This window comes from Brachybacterium sp. GU-2, from assembly GCF_030866705.2.
GTDB classification, from domain to species: domain Bacteria; phylum Actinomycetota; class Actinomycetes; order Actinomycetales; family Dermabacteraceae; genus Brachybacterium; species Brachybacterium conglomeratum.
Genome location: NZ_CP133037.2, coordinates 1,629,499 through 1,650,836, shown reverse-complemented (window position 1 = coordinate 1,650,836; position 21,338 = coordinate 1,629,499). Strand labels below are relative to the sequence as shown.

Here is a 21,338-nt window from a genome sequence, read left to right as displayed (position 1 = left end):
CCGACGCTCAGCGATTGAACGGATCGTCGGGCCGGATCCCCCAGGAGAAGCCGCGCTCGTAGAGCACCTCGCCGGAGGGGTCGGGGGCGAGCACCAGGTCCTGCCCCTCGCCGATGACGTGCAGCGTCCCGTCGGCCTGCTCCTCGACGCTCAGCGTGAGCGTCTCGCCCTCGTCCTCGAGGTACTCCTGCACGGGCTGCCCCTCCTCGCGCAGGTCCTTCAGCGTCAGCTCGATCGTGCCGTCCTCGCCGCGGGTCCAGGAGCCGGCGCGCAGCGTCCCGTCGGCCGTGCGCAGCTGCGCCTGCGCCGCCCCGCCGTAGGAGATCGAGCCGAGCGCGAGTCGGCTCCACCGCGTGTCCTCGGAGAGCTGCGCGGCAGGCTGCGCGGTGTCCTCGGCGACGGTCCACACCCCGGCCGGCACCGACTCGTCCACGCTCCGCGGCGGGTACATCCCCGAGACGCCCCACAGCACGAGGCCCGCGATGACGGCCGCGAGCACGGGGACGGCGATCGCCCCGACCCGCTCCGCCGGCCGCCACGGGACCAGCCGCGGCCGCGGCGCCTCGCCGATCTCCCCGCGCCCCAGCACCGCGCGCCACAGGCGCGGCATCCACGGGATCAGCACCAGCAGCGACATCGCGATGTACACGGCCGACGGGGTCTTGACCATCACGTCGTAGCCGATGTTCAGCACCAGCACGAAGCTCATCGAGGCCGCGCCGATCAGCGCGCCCAGCACGACCGTGCGCCGCCACAGCAGCGCGAGACCTGCGCCGAACTCGGCGAGGCCGGCGAGGAACTGGAAGACGGGAGAGAAGGCGACCATCCGCCACAGCAGCCCCATCGGGCTCATCTCCCCGTGGGCGATCAGGGCGTCTCCCGCATCGGAGAAGCCGAACTGGCCGAACACGAGCTTCGCGGCGCCGTAGTACATCAGCACCAGCGCGAGGGCGAGCCGCACCCCGCCGTGCGCCCACCATGCGAGCGTCACCCCGGCGGTGCGGGCCAGGCGCTTCTCGGTGGAGTAGTCGACGGGGGCGGGCGCGTGGTCATCGGTTCTGGCCATGCCCCCAGCCCATCATCGCGGGCGCCTGCGCTGATCACCCGGCGGTCTCGACTCCGCTACGACCTTGGGCGGATGTCGCCGTCGCTCCTGCGATCAGCTGTGCGAGACGCACCGGCGGCAGGGCGAAGACGAGCGTGAGGAGCGCCAGCACGCTGTCAGCGCTCGTGAGCAGCACCACCAGCGGGATCACGGATCCGGTCGCGATCGCGACGAGGGAGAGGATCGCCGTGGGACGGGCGGGGTCGCCGGAGCGCAGGCGGCGCAACGACAGCACGACGACCAGCGCATCGACCACGAGCAGGAGGATCCCGGCGGCCACGGTGAGGCGGCCGAGCCACGCGGTCCTGGCCTCGGCCCGCCTCATGGTCTCGACACCGTCCGGGGTGGGCGTGAAGATCTCGCCGATGCTGATCGCCGCGGCGAACGCCGTCATCGCCGCGACGGCGAGCACCATGCCGAGGACGACCAGGGCGAGCAGCGCATCGAGCACGGCGAGCTGCGCCGACCGGCGCGGACCGCTCACGGCAGGGCGATCCACGCCGGGAGAGGGGCGTCAGCCCTGGTTCGCGCTGCCGGGGTGCGCCCACGGCGGCACGTCGCCGCCGGGGTAGCCGTCCGGCACCTGCTGCTGGGCCTGCCGCTGCGCCTCGCGCGCCTTCTGCTCGGCCTCCTGGCGGGCCCGCTGGGCGCGGGCCTCCTCGCGCTGGCGCTGCTGCTCGGCGGAGGCGCGCTGACGGCGGCTCACGTCGTCGGCATCGGCATCCTTGCTCGCCTCGGCCGCGGCCTGCGACTGCAGCATCGCCGAGCGGATCTCCTCGCCCATGGAGCCGACGGAGCCGGGGTTGCTGGGCAGGTAGAGCACGTTGGAGCGGCCGTTGCGGGCCACGTCCTGCATGGTGTCGAAGTACTGCGTCATCAGCAGCAGCTGCTCGGCGGAGTTCTCGATGCCGACCTTGCGCAGCATCTCGTACTGCTCCGCGATGCCCAGCGCGATCGCCTTGCGCTGCGCGGCGACGCCCTCACCCTGGAGGCGCTTGGACTCGGCCTCGGCCTCCGCCTGGGTGACGCGCTTGATCTTGTCCGCCTCGGCGAGGGACTGGGCGGCGACCCGGTCGCGCTGGGCGGCGTTGATGGAGTTCATCGAGTCGCGCACCCGCGAGTCCGGGGAGATGTCCTGGACCAGGGTGTTGATGATGTTGAAGCCGAACTCCTGCATCCGGGTCGAGAGGGTGTTCTCGACGCTGCGGGCGATGTCGTCCTTCGACTCGAAGGCCGCGTCCAGCTCGAGGCCCGACAGCGCGGAGCGGACGGTGTCGAAGACGTAGGAGCGGATCTGCGCCTCGGGGTTGGACAGCTTGTAGTACGCGTCCACGACCTGCTCCTCGCGGATGCGGTACTGCACCGCGACGGGCACCGTCACGAAGACGTTGTCCTTGGTCTTGGACTCGATGTTGACCTCGAGCTGCTGGACGCGCAGCGAGACCGGCTTGGTGGTGCTGTCGATGAACGGCGTCTTGAAGTTCAGACCGGCGTGCGCGACGCGGCGGAACTTGCCGAAGCGCTCGACGATGATCGCCTCCTGCGTGTGCACCGTGAACATCAGAGAGGTGCGCAGGCCGCCGAACAGCAGCGCGGCGAGGATCGCGAGCACGACGAGAATCACGACGAGCACGATGATGGTGATGACGAGGCCTTCCACAGGGACCCCTTTCGAGTGGGAGGAACGTGTGAGACACGCTACCAACTCACCGGAGGGACAGCTCCGCCTCGATCCTGCGGGCGATGCGGACGGGCGGCACCGGCGGGGCGAAGCGGCGCACCACGTGCCCGTCGGCGGAGACGAGGAACTTGGTGAAGTTCCAGGCGATCCGCCCGCTCATCACCCCCGGTCTCTGCGCGCACAGCCAGCGCCACATCGGCGGGGCGTCCGGCCCGTTCACGTCGGTCTTCGCGAACAGCGGGAAGGTCACCGAGAACTGGGAGGTGCAGGTCTCCCGGGTGTCCTCGTCGCTGCCGGGGTCCTGGTGGAACTGGTCCGAGGGGAACCCCAGCACGCTGAGGCCCAGCGGGGAGAAGCGCTCGTGCAGCTCCTGCAGGCCCCGCAGCTGCGGGGTGAAGGCGCACTGGGTGGCGGTGTTGACCACCAGCACGGGGCCGCCGCGATAGGCGCCGAGGTCCACCTGCTCGCCGTCGATGCTCGTCGCCGAGAAGTCGTGGAAGGTGCGGTCGTCCATGATCTCCTTCCCGTGGCCGTCCTTACGCCATCGTAGGTCAGGAGAGGAACTCGTCCACCTCCGCCCGCGCGGGCGCGCTCTGCGGCCCGCGCCGCGTCACCGCGATCGCCGCGGCGGCGTTGGCACGGGTCGCCGCGGACTCCCAGTCCGCGCCGAGCGCGCGCTCCGCGAGCAGCACCCCGGTGTGGGTGTCGCCGGCGCCGTTGGTGTCCAGCGGCGTCTGCGGGAAGGCGGGGATCGCGGTGCCGCGCCCGTGATGGAAGACGTGGCAGCCCCGCTCCCCGTCGCGCACCACGACGACGGCGCCCGGCCGCAGCCGGCGCCGGATCGCCTGCGGCGTGTCCTCGAGGTGGTCGAGGTCGGTCAGCGCCCGCGCCTCGTCCGCATTGGAGGTCCACACCGTGGTGAGGGTGAGCATCCGGTCCTGCAGAGCGCGCGGGAAGGAGGCGAAGGGGTCGCCCGGGTCCAGCACCACGTCGACGCCCTCCTCGAGCCCCTCGAGGAACTCCAGCAGCGGCTCCCGGGTCGGTTCGAACAGGCTGTATCCGGAGACGCACACGAGGTCCCCGGGCCGGGGCGCCAGCCGCGCGAACGACTCCGCGGTCACCTCCCGCTCCGCCCCGTACACGGTGAGGAAGGTCCGCTCGGCCGACGGCTCCAGCAGCACCACGCAGTACCCGGTGTCGGCGTCCTCGCGCGGGACGTCCGAGACCGCGACCCCGTCGGACCCCAGCACCTCCCGGATCAGGTCCCCGTTCGGGCCGGTGCCGTGCGCGCCCCCGTGGACCGCCTCCGCCCCGGTGCGCGCCGCGGCGAGCAGCGTGGTCACGGCCCCGCCGGCGTAGCGCCGCTCGGTGCGGGCGTTGGTGTTCCCGCCGCGTGCGGGCAGCGCGTCGACCTCCAGGATCACGTCGACGAGGGCCTGGGCGGTGTGGAGCACACGGGACATGGCCCGAGTGTAGGTGGGAGCATGGCCCGATGGCCCCCGCTTCCTCCCGCCGTCGCACGCCCGTCGTCATCGTGATCGCCGCGCTGGCGGTCATCGCCCTCGTGGTCGGCGGCGTCGCCTTCTGGCGCTCCACCGCCGACGACGGCACGGACGCCGCCGAGCAGCTCGCCGGCACCCTCGCCGAGGGCGGCTCCGACCTCGATGCCGAGGTGCTCGGCGCCCTCCGCGACGCGGGAGCGACCCCCGAGGTCACCCTCGCCGATGCCGGCGAGGCCCAGGACGGCACCCGCACCGCGACCTACGACTGGACCTGGACCCTCCCGGACGACGCCGGGACCTGGGAGTACACCACCACCGCCACCCTGACGAAGGGCGAGGACGGCTGGGCGCCGCAGCTCACCCCCGCGGCCCTCGGCCCCGATCTCGAGGACGGCGAGACGCTCGCCGTGCACGCCGTCGACCCCGAGCTCGGCACCATCACCGACCGCGACGGCACCCAGCTCTTCGGCCCCCGCGACGTGAAGGTCCTCGGCCTGGACAAGTCCCAGCTCTCCGCCGACCAGCTCGACTCCGCCGCCCGCGACCTCGCCGCCGCGCTCGGCACCGACGCGGACCGCTACGCCGAGAGCGTCGCCGGTGCGGGCGAGGAGGCCTTCGTCCCCGCCCTCACCATCCGCGTCAGCGACGAGGGGGAGTACGACCTCGCCAAGGCCGGCCAGGTCCCCGGCTTCCACGCCCTCGAGGAGCAGCGCCCCCTCGCCGTCGAGCGGGACTACGCCCCCGGCGTGCTCGGCTCCCTGCGCGAGGCGACCGCGGAGGACGTCGAGAAGTCCGGCGGCGAGATCCAGGCCGGCGACCAGGTCGCGACCGGCGGCGTCCTCGCCGCGGAGCAGGACGCTATCCTCGGCACCTCCGGCCTCGAGATCGTCGCCACCGGCGGCGAGCAGGAGCGCCCGCTCCACGAGGTCGCTCCCGTCGCCGGCACCACGGTGCGCACCACCCTGGACGACGACCTGCAGCGCCGCGCCACCGCCGCGATCGCCGACGAGGACTCCGCGGCGGCCGTCATCGCGCTCAGCGCCTCCACCGGCGACGTGCTCGCCGCGGCGCTCGGCCCGACCGGCCAGTCCTATCCCGTCGGCCTCGTGGGCCAGTACGCGCCCGGCTCGACCTTCAAGACCGTCACCGCGCTGTCGCTGCTGCGCGCCGGCGTCACGCCCGACACCGAGCTGCAGTGCCCCGAGACCGCCTCGGTCGCCGGACGCTCCTTCAAGAACGCCGACTCCATGGACCCCTCCCTGTTCGGCACCATGCCGCTGCGCTCGGTGATCGCGCACTCCTGCAACACCGCACTGCTGCTGCAGCACGAGACCGTCTCCCAGGCCGAGCTCGCCGACGCCGCGACCACCCTCGGCATCGGCCAGGAGGCCCCGGCCGGGCTCGACGCCTTCATGGGCTCGATCGACCCGGCCGACGAGGGCGTCGAGCACGCCGCGGCGATGATGGGCCAGGGCCGCGTGCTCACCTCCCCGCTCGCCATGGCGACCGTGCTCGCCTCGGTGCAGAACGGCTCCACGGTCACCCCGCGCATCCTCGCCGACGAGGACCAGGCCGCCCCCGAGGTCCCGACCCCGCTCACCGAGGAGGAGGCCGCGCAGATGCAGGACATGCTGCGCGGCGTGATCACCGACGGCAGCCTCGACGACTTCGCGGACCTGCCCGGGGAGCCGGTGATCGGCAAGACCGGCACCGCCGAGTTCACGAACGAGGAGGGCGAGCTCGCCCTGCACTCCTGGGTGATCGTCGCCCAGGGCGACCTGGTCGTCGCCGCCTTCGTCGAGGACGGCAGCTACGGTTCGGTCACTGCCGGTCCGATCGCTCGCGAGGTGCTCGCGGGTCAGTAGGCGGTGCGCCCCTTGTGGGCGAGCCACGCGTCGAAGGGCTCGACCGCGTCGGCGTGCCGGTGCTGCTCGACGGGCAGCAGGGCGTGGCGGCCCGGCCGGGCGAAGTAGTCGTAGAAGGCGGAGTCGTCGAAGCCGGCCCGAGCGGCGTCCCCGCGGCCTGCGGCGAACACCACGAGGTCCAGCCGCGCCCAGAGCGCCGCGGCCAGGCACATCGGGCACGGCTCGCAGCTCGAGTACAGCACCGCGCCGCGCAGCTCCGGTGATCCGTTGCGCGCGCAGGCCGCCCGGATCGCGGCGACCTCGGCGTGGGCGGTGGGGTCGTTCGTGGCGGTCACCCGGTTCACGCCCTCGACCAGCTCCCCGCCCGGCAGGCGCACCACGGCGCCGAACGGACCGCCGCCGTCGGCGACGTTGGCGGTGGCGAGGGCGATCGTGCGCTGCAGGGTCTCGGTGGGATCGGGATGGTCCATCGCGGGCCTCCTCGGGGCCGGGACCGCCGAGACTACAGCCCCGCCGCGACCTCCACGGCCTGGCGGATCGCCCGCTCCGCGTCGAGCTCCGCGGCGACGTCGGCCCCGCCGATCACGTGCACCCGGGGCGCCCGGCCGCGCCGCTCGGCGATCACCTCGTCGGCCAGCGCGTTCACGCTGACCTGCCCCGCGCACACCACCACCGTGTCCACGTCGAGCACCCGCGCCTCGCCGTCCTCGGTGATGTGCAGGCCCGCCTCGTCGATCCTCTCGTAGGTCACGCCGCGGTGCTGGATCACGCCGGCATGGCGCAGCTCCGCGCGGTGCACCCAGCCGGTGGTCCTTCCCAGCCCCGCGCCGATGCGCGTCTCCTTGCGCTGCAGCAGGTGGACCTCGCGTCGCGTCTCCTCGCGCGGACGGGTGATCACCCCGCCCCGCGTCGAGTCGGCGTCGACCACGCCCCAGTGCTCCCGCCAGCGCGCGACGTCCAGGGTGGGGGAGGGCCGCGGCGCGGTGAGATACTCGGCGACGTCCACGCCGATCCCGCCCGCGCCGATGATCGCGACGCGTTCGCCGGCCTCGGCACGGCCCTCGAGCAGATCGGCGTAACTGATCACCTCCGGCCCGCCGCTCCGTTCCAGCGCGATCTCCCGCGGCGCGACGCCGGTGGCGACGATGACGTCGTGGAAGCCCTGGAGCTCGGTCGCCGTCGGCCGCATCCCGAGCCGGATCCCGACGCCCGCCGCGGCCAGCCGCATCCGCCAGGACTGCAGCGCCTGCGCGTAGTCCTCCTTGCCCGGGATCCGTGCCGCGAGCCGCAGCTGCCCGCCGATCTCGTCCGTCGCCTCGTAGAGGGTGACGATGTGGCCGCGCTCGGCGGCGGCCAGCGCCGCCTCGAGCCCCGCCGGACCCGCGCCGACGACGGCGACCTTCCGGATGCGGCGCTCGATCACCGGCGTCAGCACCAGCTCGGTCTCGTGGGCGGCGCGCGGGTTCACCAGGCAGCTCGCCCGCTTCCCGTCGAACACCTTGTCCAGGCACGCCTGGTTGCAGGAGATGCAGGCGACGACCTGTCCGGCGCGGCCGTCCGCGAGCTTGTTCGGCAGCTGCGGATCGGCCAGCAGCGGGCGTGCCATCGAGATCAGGTCCGCCTGCCCGGAGGCGAGCACCTGCTCGGCGACGCCCGGGTCGTGGATCCGGTTCGAGGCGACCACGGGCACGCCGACCAGCTCGCGCAGGTGCTGGGTCTGCTCGGCGAAGGCGGCGCGCGGCACGGAGGTGACGATGGTGGGCACTCGGGCCTCGTGCCAGCCGATCCCCGTGGAGAGCACGTCCACCCCGGCGCGGACCAGGGACTGCGCGAGCGCGGTGGTCTCGGTCCAGGTCTGCCCCTCGGGCACCAGGTCCAGCAGGGAGATGCGGTAGCTCAGCAGTGCGTCGTCCCCGATCGCGTCCCGCACCGCGGCGGCGATCGCGAGCGGCACCGCGCGCCGGCCCTCGGAGGTGCGGCCCCAGCGGTCCCGGCGATGGTTCGTGGCCGGGGCGAGGAACTGGTTGAGCAGGTAGCCCTCGCTGCCCATGATCTCGACGCCGTCGTAGCCGGCGTCGACGGCGCGACGGGCCGCCTCGGCGAAGTGGTCGATGGTGCTCTGCACCCCGCTGCGGGTGAGCCGACGGCTGCGGAACGGGGACAGCGGCGACTTCCCGCCGCTCGGCGAGGCGGACAGCGGGTGGAAGGCGTAGCGGCCGGCGTGGAGGAGCTGCAGGACGATCCGTCCGTCGGCCTCGTGGACCTCGCGGGTGATCAGCTCGTGGGCGCGCAGGGTGCGGGCGTCGGCCTGAGAGCCGCGCGGGGTGAGTCGGCCGCTGCGGTCGGGGGAGAAGCCGCCGGTGACGATCAGCCCCACGCCGCCGCGGGCGCGCTCGCCGAGATATGCGGCGAGCTTCTTCGCGTCCGCCGGGTCGTCCTCGAGTCCCGTGTGCATCGAGCCCATCACGATCCGGTTGCGGACCTGGAAGGGGCCGAGGTCGAGCGGGGAGAGCAGGGATCGGTACCGCGACGCTGCGGCGGAGTGCTGAGGGGAAGACATGCCCGCGATTCTGCCAGCTCGCCCGCGTACGCTGGAACGAACCGGTCCCACACTGCTGCGAGGAGCCCCCGATGACGACGCGCCTGCTGATCATCGTCGATGTCCAGAACGACTTCTGCGAGGGCGGTGCGCTCGGCGTCGACGGCGGCGGAGCGGTCGCGGAGAGGATCGCCGAGTTCGTGCGCGAGCACGGCGGGGACTACGACCGGATCCTCGCCAGCCAGGACTGGCATCGCGGGGACACCGACAACGGCGGGCACTTCGCGGTGCCGCCGGCCGCGCCGGACTTCGTGGAGACCTGGCCCGTGCACTGCGTGGCGGGCACGGAGGGTGCGGCGCTGCATCCGGCGATCGCAGCGGTGGAGGACCGGGTGGAGGTCGTGCACAAGGGGTACGGCGTCCCGTCGTACAGCGTGCTCGAGGGGACCGTGGTCGGCACGGGCGAGTCGGTGCAGGCGCTGGTCCCCGGCTGCGAGATCGACGTGGTGGGCCTCGCCTACGACTTCTGCGTGCGCGCCACGGCACTCGGTTCGCGCGAGGCCGGCGCGTCGGTGCGGGTGCTGCGGGAGATGACGGCCGCCGTGCATCCCTCGGGCGTCGCGGAGCTCGAGGAGGGGCTGGCCGCGGCGGGGGTCGAGGTCGTCAGAACGGCGGATCGCCGAGATCCGGCGGCGGGTTCCCGGGAGGGATGACCTTCCGGCCGGCGGCCTTCGCGAGAGCGGCCCGCCGGTCCTCGGCGACGCGTTCCGCGCGGGGTCGGGCCTGTTCCTCGGCGTGGAGGCGGCGGGCCTCGGCGGCGAGGCGCTCGTGCTCGGCCGCGGCATGCTCGAGGAGCCTGACCGTGTGCGGGGTGAGCAGGTCGGTGGCCTCCTCGGTGGTGGTGCGCAGGTCCTCGCCGAGGGTCCAGTGCGTGGTGAGCGGCCGGGCGGGCGCGCTGTGGTCGACCGGCTCGCGGGTCGGGTCGATCAGGCCGGCGGTCTTCATCTGGTGGTGCTGCCAGCACAGACGGTGGAGGTTCGCCAGGGAGGTCGGGCCGCCGCGTTCGGGGTGCTCGTGGTCGTACTCGAGGATGTGGTCGTCCTCCGCGGCGGTCGCGGTGGGGCGGGTGCATCCGGGTGCCGCGCAGACCGGGTGGCGCAATCGGAGCTGCAGCCGCATCGCAGCGCTGGGCCGGTAGGTCTCGGGCAGCACGGGAAGATGCGTGCCGCGTGCCGCATCGGTGAGGAACCGGGTCCAGGCGCTCTCCCCGGCCGCGAGGTTCCGGGCGAGCTCGGCGGGGATCGGGGTGGTCCCCTCGAGCATGGCCGGGGCGTCGTCCCGTCCGAGCAGCGTCATCACGGGCACGGTGACCAGCAGCTTGTACGGCGAGGCCGTCTCCTGCACCGGGTCGGTGTCCAGCACGGTGTGGGCGAGGAGCGCGTAGCGCAGCGTACGCAGCGAGAGCGGTGCGCCGCGCTCGACGAGGTCGCCGTCGAGGTCGAAGGGCAGCGGTCCCTCGGCGCCGTCCTGGAGGGCGGCTCGCTGGGCGCGCTGCACGTCGCGGGCGGCGACGTCGAGCCGGTGGGCGAGCCCCTTGATCTCCAGGATCGGGCCGGTGACCAGCAGCGAGGCGGTGCCGGTGGTCGAGTCGACGTCGACGATCTCCACGTCCCGACTCTGCGAGGGCGGGGTGGGGAGTGTGCCGGCGGTCGCGAGCTCGACGGCGAGACGGAGGTGCCGGGAGAAGGTGTCGAGCGAGACGGACGGCAGCTCGATCGTCGCCATGTGGGCGTCGACCTGCGAGGCCTGCTCGTCGGTCAGTCGCCGCACCCGCCGCAGGAGCATCTGATGCATCGCCTCGGTGAGATCGCCGCGGCGCAGGTACTCGAAGGTGAGCGGCATGATCTCGACCGCCCGGTGCGCATCGAGCACCTGGCTCCAGGCCTGGTTGTACGTGCAGCGGAGTCCGGCCGCGACCTTCAGAGCGGTCATGTCCGCGTCCTCAGGACGGCCCTGCACCTCCGGGTCCTCACGGAAGAAGGTCTCCAGCAGCCGCAGGTGATGGGCGTACAGCCGGGCACGGGTCAGCGCGGTGCGGTGCAGCGCCATCACCCGCCCGGACTCGACGGTCCCCTCGCCGACCTCCTCGAGGATCCGCGCCTCGGTGAGCGGCCGACGAGCACGCGCACGCCACGCGGGAAGATCCGGGACGGTCGCGGGCGGGAGGACGCGGGAAGGGCGCGCAGAGTCGGAGCGCGGAGCAGGCGGCACCCCATCGGCAGAAGCGCGTGACGGCATATCCAGCTCGAGCTCGTCGAACTCGCCCATCGTCTCCACCCCCTTCCCTCGCCCGAGAAAATCCCGAGTCGCTTCCTTTCGCGATGGGTCCAGCATATCCACCACAACACGCCGCCGGAAGGGCCGGAGGCGAATGGGGAAGATTTTGTGGATAACCTCGGTGTGGGGAGGAATGGTCGGGGCTGGAGGGGTGGAAGTGTGGATGGGTGGCGTCGCCTGTCGGACCTGTGTGTAGGGCGTGTCTGCTGGTGATGGCGATGTTCTGTAGTGCGGGGTGAGGGGCGGGTGGAGTCGGTGTGCGGAGTTGATGGCCCGACTCGCGAGCGTGCTGGTGGCGGGTGGAAGATCGGGGTGGGAAAAGGGGGGCGGGTGGACTCGGGCTTCTTCTTGGAATTCTGACGAAACTCCCTCGCCGAATTCGCGATTTCAATGAATGAGGAGGAGTGGTCCGTCGTCCAGTCGTCGTATCGTCGTCGGCCGCCCCTCGAGCCGAGCGCGACCGACTGCCCCCACGCCGCCCTGTACATACACCGACACACACGGCACGATGGCTCCATGACGAATCCCTTCACCCCGGGCTTCGGCCTCACGCCGATCATCCTCGCGGGCCGTGACATCGCGATCGAGGAGTTCACCGCGGCGCTGGCCGGGAACGTCCCCGAGGCGCGGGCGATCCTCATCTCCGGTCAGCGCGGCGCCGGCAAGACCGTGCTGCTCACCGAGTTCCGCGAGCTCGCGCTCGAGGCCGGCTGGACCGATCTCCGGATGCACACCTCCTCGACCTCGCTGCTCGAGGAGCTGCGCGGCCAGGCCATCTCCCGGCTGCGCGAGATCGATCCCGAGGCGGAGACCTCCCGCCTCACCTCCGCGCGCGTCATGAACGTCTCCGCCCAGCGCGACATCGTCCAGCGCTACGAGGGGGAGGGGGAGCCGCTCGCCGTCGTGCTCGACCGCCTGGCCGAGCTCGCCGAGGCCGAGGGCGGCGGGCTGCTGATCACGCTCGACGAGCTGCAGTCCGTGGATCGCGACCAGCTCCATGCCCTCACCCAGCACGTGCAGGACCTCATCGGCTCCGGCCACGCCGTCGCCTTCCTCGCCGCCGGGGTGCGCGCCGGGGTCGATGCGCTGCTGGACCATGAGCGCACCACCTTCCTGCGCCGTGCGCACCGGCTCGAGGTGGGCAGCGTCGACGTCGGCACCGCCGCCGAGGCGATCCGGATGACCGTCGCCGACACCGCGAAGTCGATCACCCCGGAGGCCGCGGTGCTCGCCGGCGAGATCTCCCGCGGCTACCCCTACCTGATCCAGCTCATCGGCTCCAAGGCCTGGCAGAACAGCGGCGACGCCGACGTGATCGAGGTCGAGGACGTCCGCAGGGCGCGGGACACCGTCGTCGCCGCGATGATCAAGAACGTCCACGGCCCGGCGCTGCGCGGCCTCAGCGCCCGCAAGCGCGAGTACCTGAGGGCGATGCTCGAGGACGAGGGTCCGTCGGCCGTCGGCGACATCGCCCGACGCATGGGCATCGACCCGCGCAACCAGTCCACCTACCGCGAGCGGCTCATCGAGGACGACCTGATCCGCCCCGCCGGGCGCGGCTTCGTCGAGTACGCGCTGCCCTATCTCGACGAGGCGCTGCGCCACGAGGAGCGCGAGGGGGTGGGGGCCGACGTCGAACCCGATCGCGGCGTCCGACGGTCCCATCGCGGGAGGCGCGCATGACGGGCACCTCCACGACGAAGGCCGACCGGCCCGCCCGCACCTATCGCACCGGGCGGGTCACACGGGTGCTGCGGTGGGTCTCCGTGCTGGCGACGATCGCGATCACCGCCTGGCTGCTGATCGCCTACCCGTCCCTTCCGGAGACCGTCGCGACCCACTTCGGCCCCGCCGGAGAGGCCGACGACTGGGGTCCGAAGTGGTCGCTGCTGGTCATCGCCGGCGTGATGGTTCTGCTGTCGCTCCCGCTCGCCGCGATCTCCACGCGGCCGCGCGGCTTCAACTATCCGGTCGAGATCACCGAGAGCAACGCCCAGACCATGTATCGCGAGGGTGAGCGGCTGATGGTCTGGACGCTGCTCGGGATGCAGGTGCTCTACCTCGGCATCGCGTGGTCGGTGATCCTCGGCGGTGGTGGTGCACTACTCGTGCTCGGGATCGCCGGGCTGATCGGCGCGTCGGCGGTGGGAATCGTCCGCATGGTGCGGGCCGCCCGCTGAGGCCGGTTCACGCCCGGGCCAGCGCCACGGCCACGTTGTCCGGGCCGCCGGCGTCGAGGGCGAAGTCGATCAGGTGCTGCGCGAGCGCCTCGGGCTCCTGCTCGCCTCCCAGCGCCTCGGCCAGGGCCAACGGGTCGGCCACCGCGTGCAGCCCGTCGGACGCCACGATCACCAGGTCGCCGGGCTCCAGGTGACGGACCAGCAGGTCCGGGGCCGACGGCGCACCGGTAGCGAGGGCCCGGTTCAGCACCCGCCGGTCCGGATGGGAGGCGGCCTCCTCGGGGGAGAGCCGGCCCGCCTCGAGCAGGGAGCGCACGTGGGTGTGGTCCTGCGTGACGTGCTCGAGCCGGCCGGCGCGCACGAGCATCGCGCGCGTGTCGCCGAGGTGGGCGATGTGCAGGCGATCGCCGTCGAGCACGCCGGCGGTGAGGGTCGAGCCGGCGGCACCCTGTGTCGGCACCAGCGCCTCGGCGGCGGTCCAGGCGGTTTCGAGGGCCGGCAGCGGGGAGGCCGACGGAGCGGCGAGCGCCCGTTCGAGCGCGCCGGCGAACGCCGAGAGCATCCGGGCGGCGAGGTCGCCGGCGTCGTGGAATCCGTCGGCCGCCGCGAGCAGGGTGCGGTCGCCGGGCAGGGCCCGGACCAGCACCGCGTCCTCCTGGGCGGTGCGCTCGAGGCCGATGTGCAGCGCCGAGACGCTGCGAGCAGGGGTGGTCGTGGTGGTCATGGCGTCCTCCGTGGGGTGCTGCCCGAGCGAGGAGGCGAGGTCGCGGACGGCGACGGCGCGGGAGAGGGCGTCGGCCTCCTCCTGCCGCCACCAGGAGCGCAGCTCCGTCGCGGCGGCCGCGCCGTCCAGGTCGCACAGCACCCGGATCCGGGCGAGCCCCATCCCGAGCCCCCGCAGGGCGGCGATCAGGCGGGCGCGGCCCACCTGGTCGGTTCCGTAGGAGCGGTAGCCGGTCGAGGGGTCGACGCGGCGGGGCACCAGCAGCCCCGTCTCGTCGTACAGCCGCAGCGCCTTGGGGCTCAGGCCGCTGCGCGCCGCCAGCTCCCCGATGCTCAGCAGGCTCTCGTCCATGCGTTCCTCCGTCGTGCCTCGCCCGGTCCCGGGCGCCGGGTCCGTCCCGGCGCGGACCACGCTGGGCCCTGCCCCGAGGGGAGGGTCAAGGAGGCTCGAGGATATTCCGTCGACCGGTGGTCCCGCGCCGTGGTGGACTGCGCGCATGCAGCTGACGATCCGTCCCCTGGACACCTCCTCCGACCTGGAGCTCGAGCAGTACCGCGCCCTCGAGCAGGCGCTGGACGACCACGTCTACGGCGGTCATCAGGAGGAGAGCCTCGCGCAGCTGCGCGCCGGCCTCGAGGACACCCCGTACTGGACGGTGCGGCGCTGGATCGCGCTCGCCGAGACGCTCGAGGGCGGGGAGATGCTCGTCGGCCGCGCGATGACCTTCACGCCGCAGCAGGAGAACCTCGAGTCGATCTCCGTCGGCGTCGCCGTGCATCCCGCGCACCGGGGGCAGGGCATCGCGACCGCGCTGGTGGAGGAGGCGCTGCTGCCCGCGATCGAGCAGTCCGGCCGCACGCTCGTCGAGGCGTACGGCGAGATCGAGGCGGGCGTCGACCCGGCGGATCCCGCCCATCCCGTGCACCGGATCGCCGCCCGGCTCGGCGTGACCCGCAAGAACCTCGCCGTGTGCCGGGCGCTGCCGCTGCCGCTGGACCCCGCCCGGCTCGACGCGCTCGAGGCCGAGTCGGCACAGAAGCGCGGCGAGTACCGGATCGAGCAGTGGGTCGGGGAGATCCCCGAGGAGCACCTGAGCGCCTACGGCCGGCTGCTCACCCAGCTCGAGATCGACGAGCCCGACGAGGAGGTCGAGCACGAGCCCGCCGAGTACACCCCCGAGCGGATCCGCGTGAGCGAGCGGCGGATGCGCGAGGCGGGGACGATCCGGATCGTCGCGGTGGCTGTCGCGCCGGACGGCGAGTTCGTCGGCAACTCCGAGGTGCACGTGCACGAGGCGCCCGGCAGCACCCTCGGCTACCAGGAGAACACCCTGGTCATGCCCGAGCACCGCGGGCACCGGCTGGGCCTCGGGCTCAAGGTCGCCACCCACCGGCGCCTCGCCGAGCTCGCCCCGCAGCTGCGCTCGCTGGTCACCTGGAACTCGCACGTGAACCCGTGGATGATCCAGGTCAACGAGAAGCTCGGGTATGAGCTGCTCTTCCACGAGGTCGTGATGCAGGGCAGGCGCGCGGGCTGAGCGACACGCCTGCCCAGCGCGCCTGACCCCATCGCCCTGTTCCGCCCCGTAGGTTCATGCCTGAGGACTCGGGCAGAACGGTCAAGGGGGCGCCGTGGAGGCGAAGCATCGCAGGAAGCCGCCGCGCCGCGGCCGCAGCTCGCACCAGTTCACCGTGGCGATGGCGATCCTCTCGCTCGTGCTCGCCGGCGGTGCGGTCACGGGGCTCGGCACCTCGATGCTGCGTCCCGATGACGCCGCCTCTCCCGCCGAGGCGGCCGTGCAGGAGCCGATCGGCGACCCCTCGAACACGACCCGGCTCGTGCACCGCGACCGGATCACCGGGGACATCTCGCCGAAGTCCGTGGTCGCGAGCCCGGCCGGGGACGTCATCGCGAACAACATGATGTACAACCACACTTCCACGCTGTACGACGCGAGCAGCCTCGAGCTCGCCGCGACGGTCCCCGACACCGTGGACCTCGCCGAGTTCGGGTACCCCGACCGCGCCGGGGAGACGAAGGGCGCGCCGGTCGAGGCGGTGTTCTCGCCCGACGGGAGGTTCGCCTACGTCTCCCAGTACTCGCTCAAGGGGCCCGGGGCGGGGGAGACCGCGACCGACGACTGCGCCGCCGGCGACGAGATCGGGAACAGCGCCGTCTACCGCCTCGATCTCCAGACGAAGGAATGGGACCAGGTCATCGAGGTGGGACGGGTCCCGAAGTTCATCTCCCTCTCGCCCGACGGGTCCGTCGCGCTGGTCTCGAACTGGTGCGACTCGAGCGTCTCCGTCGTCGACCTCGAGCGGGGCGAGGAGGTGCGGCAGATCCCCGTCGACTCCGCCCCGCGCGGCTCCGTGGTGCTGCCCGACAACCGCACCGCCTATGTCACCGCGATGTACGCCGACGAGCTGTATCGCGTGGACCTCGAGACCGGCGAGAGCGAGCTCGTGCTCGAGACCGGCCGCAAGCCCCGCCATCTGGTGCTCTCCCCGGACGCGTCCCGCATGTACCTCACCGAGTCCGGGGACGATCGGCTGCTCGAGCTCGACACCGCCACCGGCGAGGTGCTGCGCGAGGTCGCCACCGGCCGGGAGCCGCGCACCATGGCGATCTCGCCCGACGGGCTCGCCCTGTACGTCGTCAACTACTACGCGAACACCGTGACGAAGTTCGACGCCGAGACGCTCGAGGAGATCCAGACCGTCGAGGTGGGCCAGAACCCGATCGGCATCACCTACGAGCCCACCCACGGCCGGGTGTGGGTCGCGAACTATGCCGGGTCGATCGACGTCTTCGACGACACCGCCCCGCGTGATGGCACGATGGAGCCATGAACGCCCACGCCGTCGTCACGGCCTCCCGCGGGGTCGCCGCTCCCGCCGCCGCCCTCTTCGACCTCATCGCCGACCCGGCCGAGCAGCCGCGCTGGGACGGCAACGACAACCTCGCAGGCGCCGAGGCAGGCCAGCGGGTCCGCGCCGTCGGCGACGTGTTCGTGATGACCAACCAGGGCGGCGGGATGCGCGACAACCACGTCGTCGCCTTCGTCGAGGGGCGCGAGATCGCCTGGCGCCCCGCTCCCCACGGCGAGCAACCGGCCGGCCACCAGTGGGGCTGGGTCCTCGAGCCGCTCGAGGACGGGCGCACCCTGGTCACCCACGTCTACGACTTCTCCGACCTGCCCGCCTCGCAGGAGGCGCGTCTCGCGAAGGCGCGGCAGATGACGCCGGAGAAGCTCATGGCCTCGATCGACCGCCTCGCGGAGCTCGCCGAGGGCGCGTGAGCACGCCGTCGATGGACCCGGGCGTGGCCCGCATCGAGTCGGCGATCGAGGCGGCCGCGCGGCGCGGCGACTTCGACGACCTGCCCGGCGCCGGGAAGCCCCTGGACCTGCCGGACACCCACGACCCCGACTGGTGGGTGAACCAGCGCATCGCCAGCGGCGACATCGACTCCGAGGCGCTGCTGCCCGTCGTGGTGCTGCTGCGCAAGGAGTACGAGCGCCGCGACGAGACCCTCGCCGCGCTGCCCGACGAGAAGGCCGTGCGCGAGTACGCTGCGGACTTCACCGAGCGCGTCCACGAGGACCGGCGCGCGAACCCCTTCCAGCGGATGCTGGCGCCGGCGTGGGACGGGGACGACGCGGTCGCGCGCTGGCGTCAGGTGCGGGCAGCGGGTCACGATGTGCCCTCGGCCACCTCCGCGCCGGACGTCGCGCCGCCGACCCGGCGCCGGCGGTGGTGGCCCTTCGGGCGACGGGGTGGGCGGGTGTCCGGGCCGTGCGAGTGCTCACCCTCGACGCACGGCTCGCACGGTCCTTCCCCGACCTGATCGTCCTTCCGCCGTGAGCCGGTGCGGCCATAGGGTGGCGGGATGTTCCTCGAGAACCTCGGCATCGACGCCCTGGACCCGAAGCGCCTGGGCCGCTTCTGGGAGGCGGCCCTCGGCACCACCACCCTCACCGACGCGCCCGACATCTTCGAGACCAGGCTGCGCATTGACGGCGACGCCTACCTCGACCTGTGCTTCGCGCGGGTCCCGGAGCCGAACCACTCCCCGCAGCGCCTCCATCTCGACCTGCTCGGCGGCACCGCGCAGCAGGAGGTCGCGCAGCGGCTGCGCGGGCTCGGCGCGAGCGACCTCGACATCGGACAGGGCGAGCCCCCCTGGATCGTGCTCGCCGACCCCGAGGGCGGCGCGTTCTGCGTGATGGAGGAGCGGGAGGCGTACGTGGGCACGGGGCCGATCGCGGCCCTGCCGCTGGACTCCGCCGACCCTGCCCGCGATGCCGAGTTCTGGGCCTGGCTGAGCGGCTGGACGCCCGCGACGGGCATCGCGCCGCGCACCCTGCGCCACCCCTCGGGACGAGGACCCCTGCTCGAGCTGTGCCCGGAGCCGGCGCCGAAGCAGCCGGGGGCCAAGAACCCGATCCACCTCGACGTGCGGCTCGAGCCGGAGGACGACCCGGACGCCGTCGCGGCCGGGATCTCCGCACGGGGCGGAGAGGGGTTCTTCCCGGACTGGGGCGAGCTGCCCTGGCGCGTGTTCCGCGACCCCTCCGGGAACGAGTTCTGCGTGCTGCCGGCCGTGGGAGCGGGCGCATGAACCGCGGCCGCCGCACCGCCGGATTCCTCGGCGCCCTGCTCGCCGGTGCGGGGACGCTGCACATGCTCCGGCCTGAGCCTTTCGACACGATCGTCCCGCCCGCGCTGCCGGGACCCGCACGCGGCTACACCTATGCCTCGGGCGTCGCCGAGCTCGCCGTCGCGGGTCTCCTGGCCGTGCCCCGGACCCGGCGCCTGGGAGGAGCCGCGGCGGCGGCGCTGTTCGTCGCGGTGTTCCCCGCGAACGTGCAGATGGCGTACGACTGGCGCCGCGCCCGGCCGCGCCGTCGGGCGATCGCGTACGGGCGGCTCCCGCTGCAGGGCGTGCTCATCGCGCAGGCCCTGCACATCGTGCGGAACGCCGAGTGAATGGGTTGACGTTGGCGCTCGTGTGATCTGTCGGACAAAGGAGTTCACGTGACCTCCAGACGAACCTTCCCCGGCCTGGCCGGGGCGGCGGGCGCGGCGGCGCTCGCCGGATGCTCGTCGGACCCCGAGGTCGATCCCGCTCTCGGACCGCCGGCGACCGCCGACACCGAGGACGAGATCACCTTCGGGATCTGGGACAAGGCGCAGGAGCCGGCCATGATCGAGATCGTCGACGCCTTCCAGTAGCACTTCCCGGGCATCGGCGTGAGCATCTCGACCACGGCGTTCGGCCCGTATTTCGAACGGCTCCGCATCCAGGCGCAGGGCGACGACCTGCCCGACGTGTTCTGGATCAACGGCCCGAACTTCGAGCTCTACGCCTCCCACGAGATGCTGCAGGACCTCAGCGAGCTCGAGGGCTTCGACCCGGCGAACTACCCGCCGAACCTCGTGGAGCTGTACTCGTTCGAGAGCAGCGCCTTCGGCACCTTCCTGATGCGCCAGCACTACCTGGGCATGCCGCGCTCCCTCGAGGAGGCGGCGCGGCTCGACGGCGCGAGCCCCTGGCAGACCTTCTGGCGGATCATGTTCCCGCTGTCCGGCCCGGCGCTGAGCGCGGTCGCGATCCTCACGGCGCTCGCCTCCTGGAACGACCTGATGTGGCCGCTGATCGTGGCGACCTACGACGTCCGCACCACCCTCGCCGTGGGCCTGTCCACGCTGCAGGGCCAGTTCACCACCGACTACCCGGTGATGATGGCCGCGGCGTTCATGGCGATGCTGCCGCTGATGATCCTGTTCATCGTGCTGCAGCGCCGGGTGGTCGAGGGGCTCGCCCACTCGGGTATGAAGGGCTGAGGCATGGAGGGCTGAGCGCCGCTTCCGTCTACCGCTGCGACTCGAGGCGCCCGGCGACCACGGTCGCGAGCGGGTCGACGGCGCGCAGCCGCGCCGCCGCCTCGCGGGCCGCGGCCTCGTCCATCAGCCCGTCCGTGCCGACGGGGACGTCGGCGAAGAGCTCGTCCGCCTCCTCGAGGAGGACGATGTCCGCGCGGCCTCCGACGTCGAGCGTCCCGACCCCGTCGGTCGAGGCGGCCAGGGCCTCACGCGGCTGGAGCTGCTGGGAGGGATGCCAGGCGGGGCGCTCGTCGGCGCTGCGGTGCACGGCCGCGGCCATCGCCAGCCACGGATCCAGCGGCGCGACCGGCGCGTCGGAGCCGAGGGCGAGCTCGACTCCGGCCTCCCGCAGGTCACGGAGGCGGAAGGCCTGCGTGCCGTGGCCGGGCCAGATCGCCTCGGTCGCGTCCCGGTCGTCCAGCAGGTGCGCGGGCTGCACGGAGGCTGCCACCCCGAGCGCGGCCATGGCGTCGATGTCGTCGTCGGTGAGCATCTGGGCGTGCTCTATGCGCGCCGCGATCCCCACCTCGGCGATCGCGGCGAGGGCGACCTGCGCGGCGGCGTCCCCGATCGCGTGGACGGCGGCGCTCAAGCCGCGCCGCTTCGCCTCGGCGAGGGCGTCGCGCAGCGCCTCGGGGCCGACGCTGAGCACGCCGTGCCCGGCATAGCCGTGCCCGTCGGTGTAGGCCTCGCGGGTGTACGCCGAGTGGGAGCCGAGCGCCCCGTCGACAATCACCTTCAGCGGACCCATCGTCACCAGGCCCGTGCCGTCCAGCACCGTGCCCGTCGGGCCCGGCGCCGCGGCGAGCTCCTCCGGATAGACGGCGGTGCGGATCCGCATCCGCGGGCTGCGAGGCGGCCAGGACTCCCAGGGCCGGCCCCACTCCATGTCCACCAGGCCGACGACCCCGCGCTGCAGGGACTGGCGCTGCAGCATCGCCGCACCGGTCGCGACGGACTCGGCGACCCCCGGCAGCTCGGGCAGGCGCGGCGCGAGCGCGAACCAGTCCTCCTCGGCGACGATCCCGTCCCGCGGCGGCAGGCCCAGGGCGCGCAGCGCGGCGGAGTTCAGCCAGGCGTGATCAGCGTCGCCGCCGATCAGCACCGTCGGCACCGCACCGGTCGCCTCGTCGAGCGCCGGCACCGTCGGCGGGATCGCGAAGTCGACCAGGCGGTGCCCGAAGCCGATCAGCGCCGCGCCCGCCGCCCCGGTCTCGCGCCGCGCGGCGAGCTCGGCGCGCACCCGCTCCAGGAGCACTCCGACGCTGCCGGCGCCGGTGGTGTCGAGGCGGGCATGGGCCTGGGCGAGCTGACCGGTGTGCACGTGCTGGTCCCAGAGCCCCGGGATCGCGAGCGCACCGTCCGCGTCGAGGACCTCCTCGCCGGCGCGGCGCGGCAGCGACACACCGAGCTCGACGATCGCCCCGTCGTCGATCCGCAGGTCCGAGGTGACGGCGGCATCGAAGGGGAGCACCTGTCTGATCAGCACCGATCCAGCGTAGCCCGCCGTGCCTATG

At 73.1% G+C, this 21,338-nt stretch carries 22 protein-coding genes; 12 read left to right on the top strand and 10 right to left on the bottom strand.

Features of this window, described 5'->3' with window-relative positions; all coding sequences use genetic code 11:
* Window positions 1-7 precede the first annotated feature (7 nt).
* The 5 genes from RBL05_RS07580 to RBL05_RS07560 are packed head-to-tail and all read right to left on the bottom strand — an operon-like array spanning window position 8 to window position 4,249.
* On the bottom strand, window positions 8-1,066 hold the full coding sequence (locus RBL05_RS07580; protein WP_308740029.1) for a hypothetical protein: 1,059 nt from the start codon (window positions 1,064-1,066) through the stop codon (window positions 8-10).
* A gap of 34 nt (window positions 1,067-1,100) precedes the next feature.
* Complete coding sequence (locus tag RBL05_RS07575; protein ID WP_308740030.1) at window positions 1,101-1,589, bottom strand: hypothetical protein; 489 nt, start codon at window positions 1,587-1,589, stop codon at window positions 1,101-1,103.
* 30 nt (window positions 1,590-1,619) lie between these two features.
* Window positions 1,620-2,765: an SPFH domain-containing protein gene (locus RBL05_RS07570; protein WP_308740031.1), complete on the bottom strand. Its 1,146-nt coding sequence runs from the start codon at window positions 2,763-2,765 to the stop codon at window positions 1,620-1,622.
* Window positions 2,766-2,811: 46 nt separating this feature from the next.
* Window positions 2,812-3,300 carry a glutathione peroxidase gene (locus RBL05_RS07565; RefSeq protein WP_318604243.1) on the bottom strand — a complete coding sequence of 163 codons (489 nt, stop codon included), beginning with the start codon at window positions 3,298-3,300 and terminating at the stop codon, window positions 2,812-2,814.
* Window positions 3,301-3,337: 37 nt separating this feature from the next.
* Window positions 3,338-4,249: a PfkB family carbohydrate kinase gene (locus tag RBL05_RS07560; protein ID WP_308740033.1), complete on the bottom strand. Its 912-nt coding sequence runs from the start codon at window positions 4,247-4,249 to the stop codon at window positions 3,338-3,340.
* Window positions 4,250-4,278: 29 nt separating this feature from the next.
* Here RBL05_RS07560 and RBL05_RS07555 point away from each other — a divergent pair, with 29 nt between their 5' ends.
* Window positions 4,279-6,153: a penicillin-binding transpeptidase domain-containing protein gene (locus RBL05_RS07555; protein WP_308740034.1), complete on the top strand. Its 1,875-nt coding sequence runs from the start codon at window positions 4,279-4,281 to the stop codon at window positions 6,151-6,153.
* On the opposite strand, the gene RBL05_RS07550 is transcribed toward RBL05_RS07555, so the two are convergent.
* Window positions 6,147-6,623 carry a nucleoside deaminase gene (locus tag RBL05_RS07550; protein WP_308740035.1) on the bottom strand — a complete coding sequence of 159 codons (477 nt, stop codon included), beginning with the start codon at window positions 6,621-6,623 and terminating at the stop codon, window positions 6,147-6,149. The genes RBL05_RS07555 and RBL05_RS07550 overlap by 7 nt on opposite strands.
* 32 nt (window positions 6,624-6,655) lie before the next feature.
* On the bottom strand, window positions 6,656-8,713 hold the full coding sequence (locus RBL05_RS07545; RefSeq protein ID WP_308740036.1) for an NADPH-dependent 2,4-dienoyl-CoA reductase: 2,058 nt from the start codon (window positions 8,711-8,713) through the stop codon (window positions 6,656-6,658).
* Window positions 8,714-8,784: 71 nt separating this feature from the next.
* Here RBL05_RS07545 and RBL05_RS07540 point away from each other — a divergent pair, with 71 nt between their 5' ends.
* The gene (locus RBL05_RS07540) at window positions 8,785-9,405 is read left to right on the top strand and encodes an isochorismatase family protein (RefSeq protein WP_308740037.1); all 621 of its coding nucleotides are present in this window, start codon (window positions 8,785-8,787) and stop codon (window positions 9,403-9,405) included.
* Here the strand turns inward: RBL05_RS07540 and RBL05_RS07535 are convergent.
* Window positions 9,356-11,020 carry an HNH endonuclease signature motif containing protein gene (locus RBL05_RS07535; RefSeq protein ID WP_308740038.1) on the bottom strand — a complete coding sequence of 555 codons (1,665 nt, stop codon included), beginning with the start codon at window positions 11,018-11,020 and terminating at the stop codon, window positions 9,356-9,358. The two genes, RBL05_RS07540 and RBL05_RS07535, sit on opposite strands and share 50 nt — an antisense overlap.
* Window positions 11,021-11,545: 525 nt before the next feature.
* On the opposite strand from RBL05_RS07535, the gene RBL05_RS07530 reads away from it, so the two are divergent.
* Entirely contained in the window at window positions 11,546-12,712 is a 1,167-nt protein-coding gene (locus tag RBL05_RS07530) for an AAA family ATPase (RefSeq protein ID WP_308740039.1), read from the top strand.
* The gene (locus RBL05_RS07525; protein WP_308740040.1) at window positions 12,709-13,209 is read left to right on the top strand and encodes a DUF1648 domain-containing protein; all 501 of its coding nucleotides are present in this window, start codon (window positions 12,709-12,711) and stop codon (window positions 13,207-13,209) included. The genes RBL05_RS07530 and RBL05_RS07525 overlap by 4 nt, the downstream gene beginning before the upstream one ends.
* A gap of 7 nt (window positions 13,210-13,216) precedes the next feature.
* Here the strand turns inward: RBL05_RS07525 and RBL05_RS07520 are convergent, their stop codons facing one another.
* A complete protein-coding gene (locus RBL05_RS07520; RefSeq protein ID WP_308740041.1) occupies window positions 13,217-14,284 on the bottom strand; it encodes a MerR family transcriptional regulator in 1,068 nt (355 codons plus the stop codon).
* A gap of 145 nt (window positions 14,285-14,429) precedes the next feature.
* Between RBL05_RS07520 and RBL05_RS07515 the strand changes: the two genes are divergently transcribed.
* From RBL05_RS07515 to RBL05_RS07480, 8 genes are all read left to right on the top strand, one after another.
* Entirely contained in the window at window positions 14,430-15,470 is a 1,041-nt protein-coding gene (locus RBL05_RS07515; protein ID WP_308740042.1) for a GNAT family N-acetyltransferase, read from the top strand.
* A 94-nt stretch (window positions 15,471-15,564) separates the two neighbouring features.
* Window positions 15,565-16,785 carry a YncE family protein gene (locus RBL05_RS07510; protein WP_308740043.1) on the top strand — a complete coding sequence of 407 codons (1,221 nt, stop codon included), beginning with the start codon at window positions 15,565-15,567 and terminating at the stop codon, window positions 16,783-16,785.
* Window positions 16,782-17,234 carry an SRPBCC family protein gene (locus RBL05_RS07505; RefSeq protein ID WP_308740044.1) on the top strand — a complete coding sequence of 151 codons (453 nt, stop codon included), beginning with the start codon at window positions 16,782-16,784 and terminating at the stop codon, window positions 17,232-17,234. Before RBL05_RS07510 ends, RBL05_RS07505 begins: the two co-directional genes overlap by 4 nt.
* Complete coding sequence (locus RBL05_RS07500; RefSeq protein WP_308740045.1) at window positions 17,231-17,782, top strand: DUF1992 domain-containing protein; 552 nt, start codon at window positions 17,231-17,233, stop codon at window positions 17,780-17,782. The genes RBL05_RS07505 and RBL05_RS07500 overlap by 4 nt, the downstream gene beginning before the upstream one ends.
* 42 nt (window positions 17,783-17,824) lie before the next feature.
* Window positions 17,825-18,556, top strand: coding sequence for a VOC family protein (locus tag RBL05_RS07495; protein ID WP_308740046.1), 732 nt, complete (start codon window positions 17,825-17,827; stop codon window positions 18,554-18,556).
* Entirely contained in the window at window positions 18,553-18,924 is a 372-nt protein-coding gene (locus RBL05_RS07490; RefSeq protein ID WP_308740047.1) for a MauE/DoxX family redox-associated membrane protein, read from the top strand. Before RBL05_RS07495 ends, RBL05_RS07490 begins: the two co-directional genes overlap by 4 nt.
* A gap of 48 nt (window positions 18,925-18,972) precedes the next feature.
* On the top strand, window positions 18,973-19,170 hold the full coding sequence (locus tag RBL05_RS07485) for a hypothetical protein (protein ID WP_263309857.1): 198 nt from the start codon (window positions 18,973-18,975) through the stop codon (window positions 19,168-19,170).
* 18 nt (window positions 19,171-19,188) lie between these two features.
* Window positions 19,189-19,782 carry a carbohydrate ABC transporter permease gene (locus RBL05_RS07480; protein ID WP_263309856.1) on the top strand — a complete coding sequence of 198 codons (594 nt, stop codon included), beginning with the start codon at window positions 19,189-19,191 and terminating at the stop codon, window positions 19,780-19,782.
* A gap of 28 nt (window positions 19,783-19,810) precedes the next feature.
* Here the strand turns inward: RBL05_RS07480 and RBL05_RS07475 are convergent, their stop codons facing one another.
* Window positions 19,811-21,310 carry an amidohydrolase gene (locus RBL05_RS07475; protein ID WP_318604239.1) on the bottom strand — a complete coding sequence of 500 codons (1,500 nt, stop codon included), beginning with the start codon at window positions 21,308-21,310 and terminating at the stop codon, window positions 19,811-19,813.
* Window positions 21,311-21,338 lie beyond the last annotated feature (28 nt).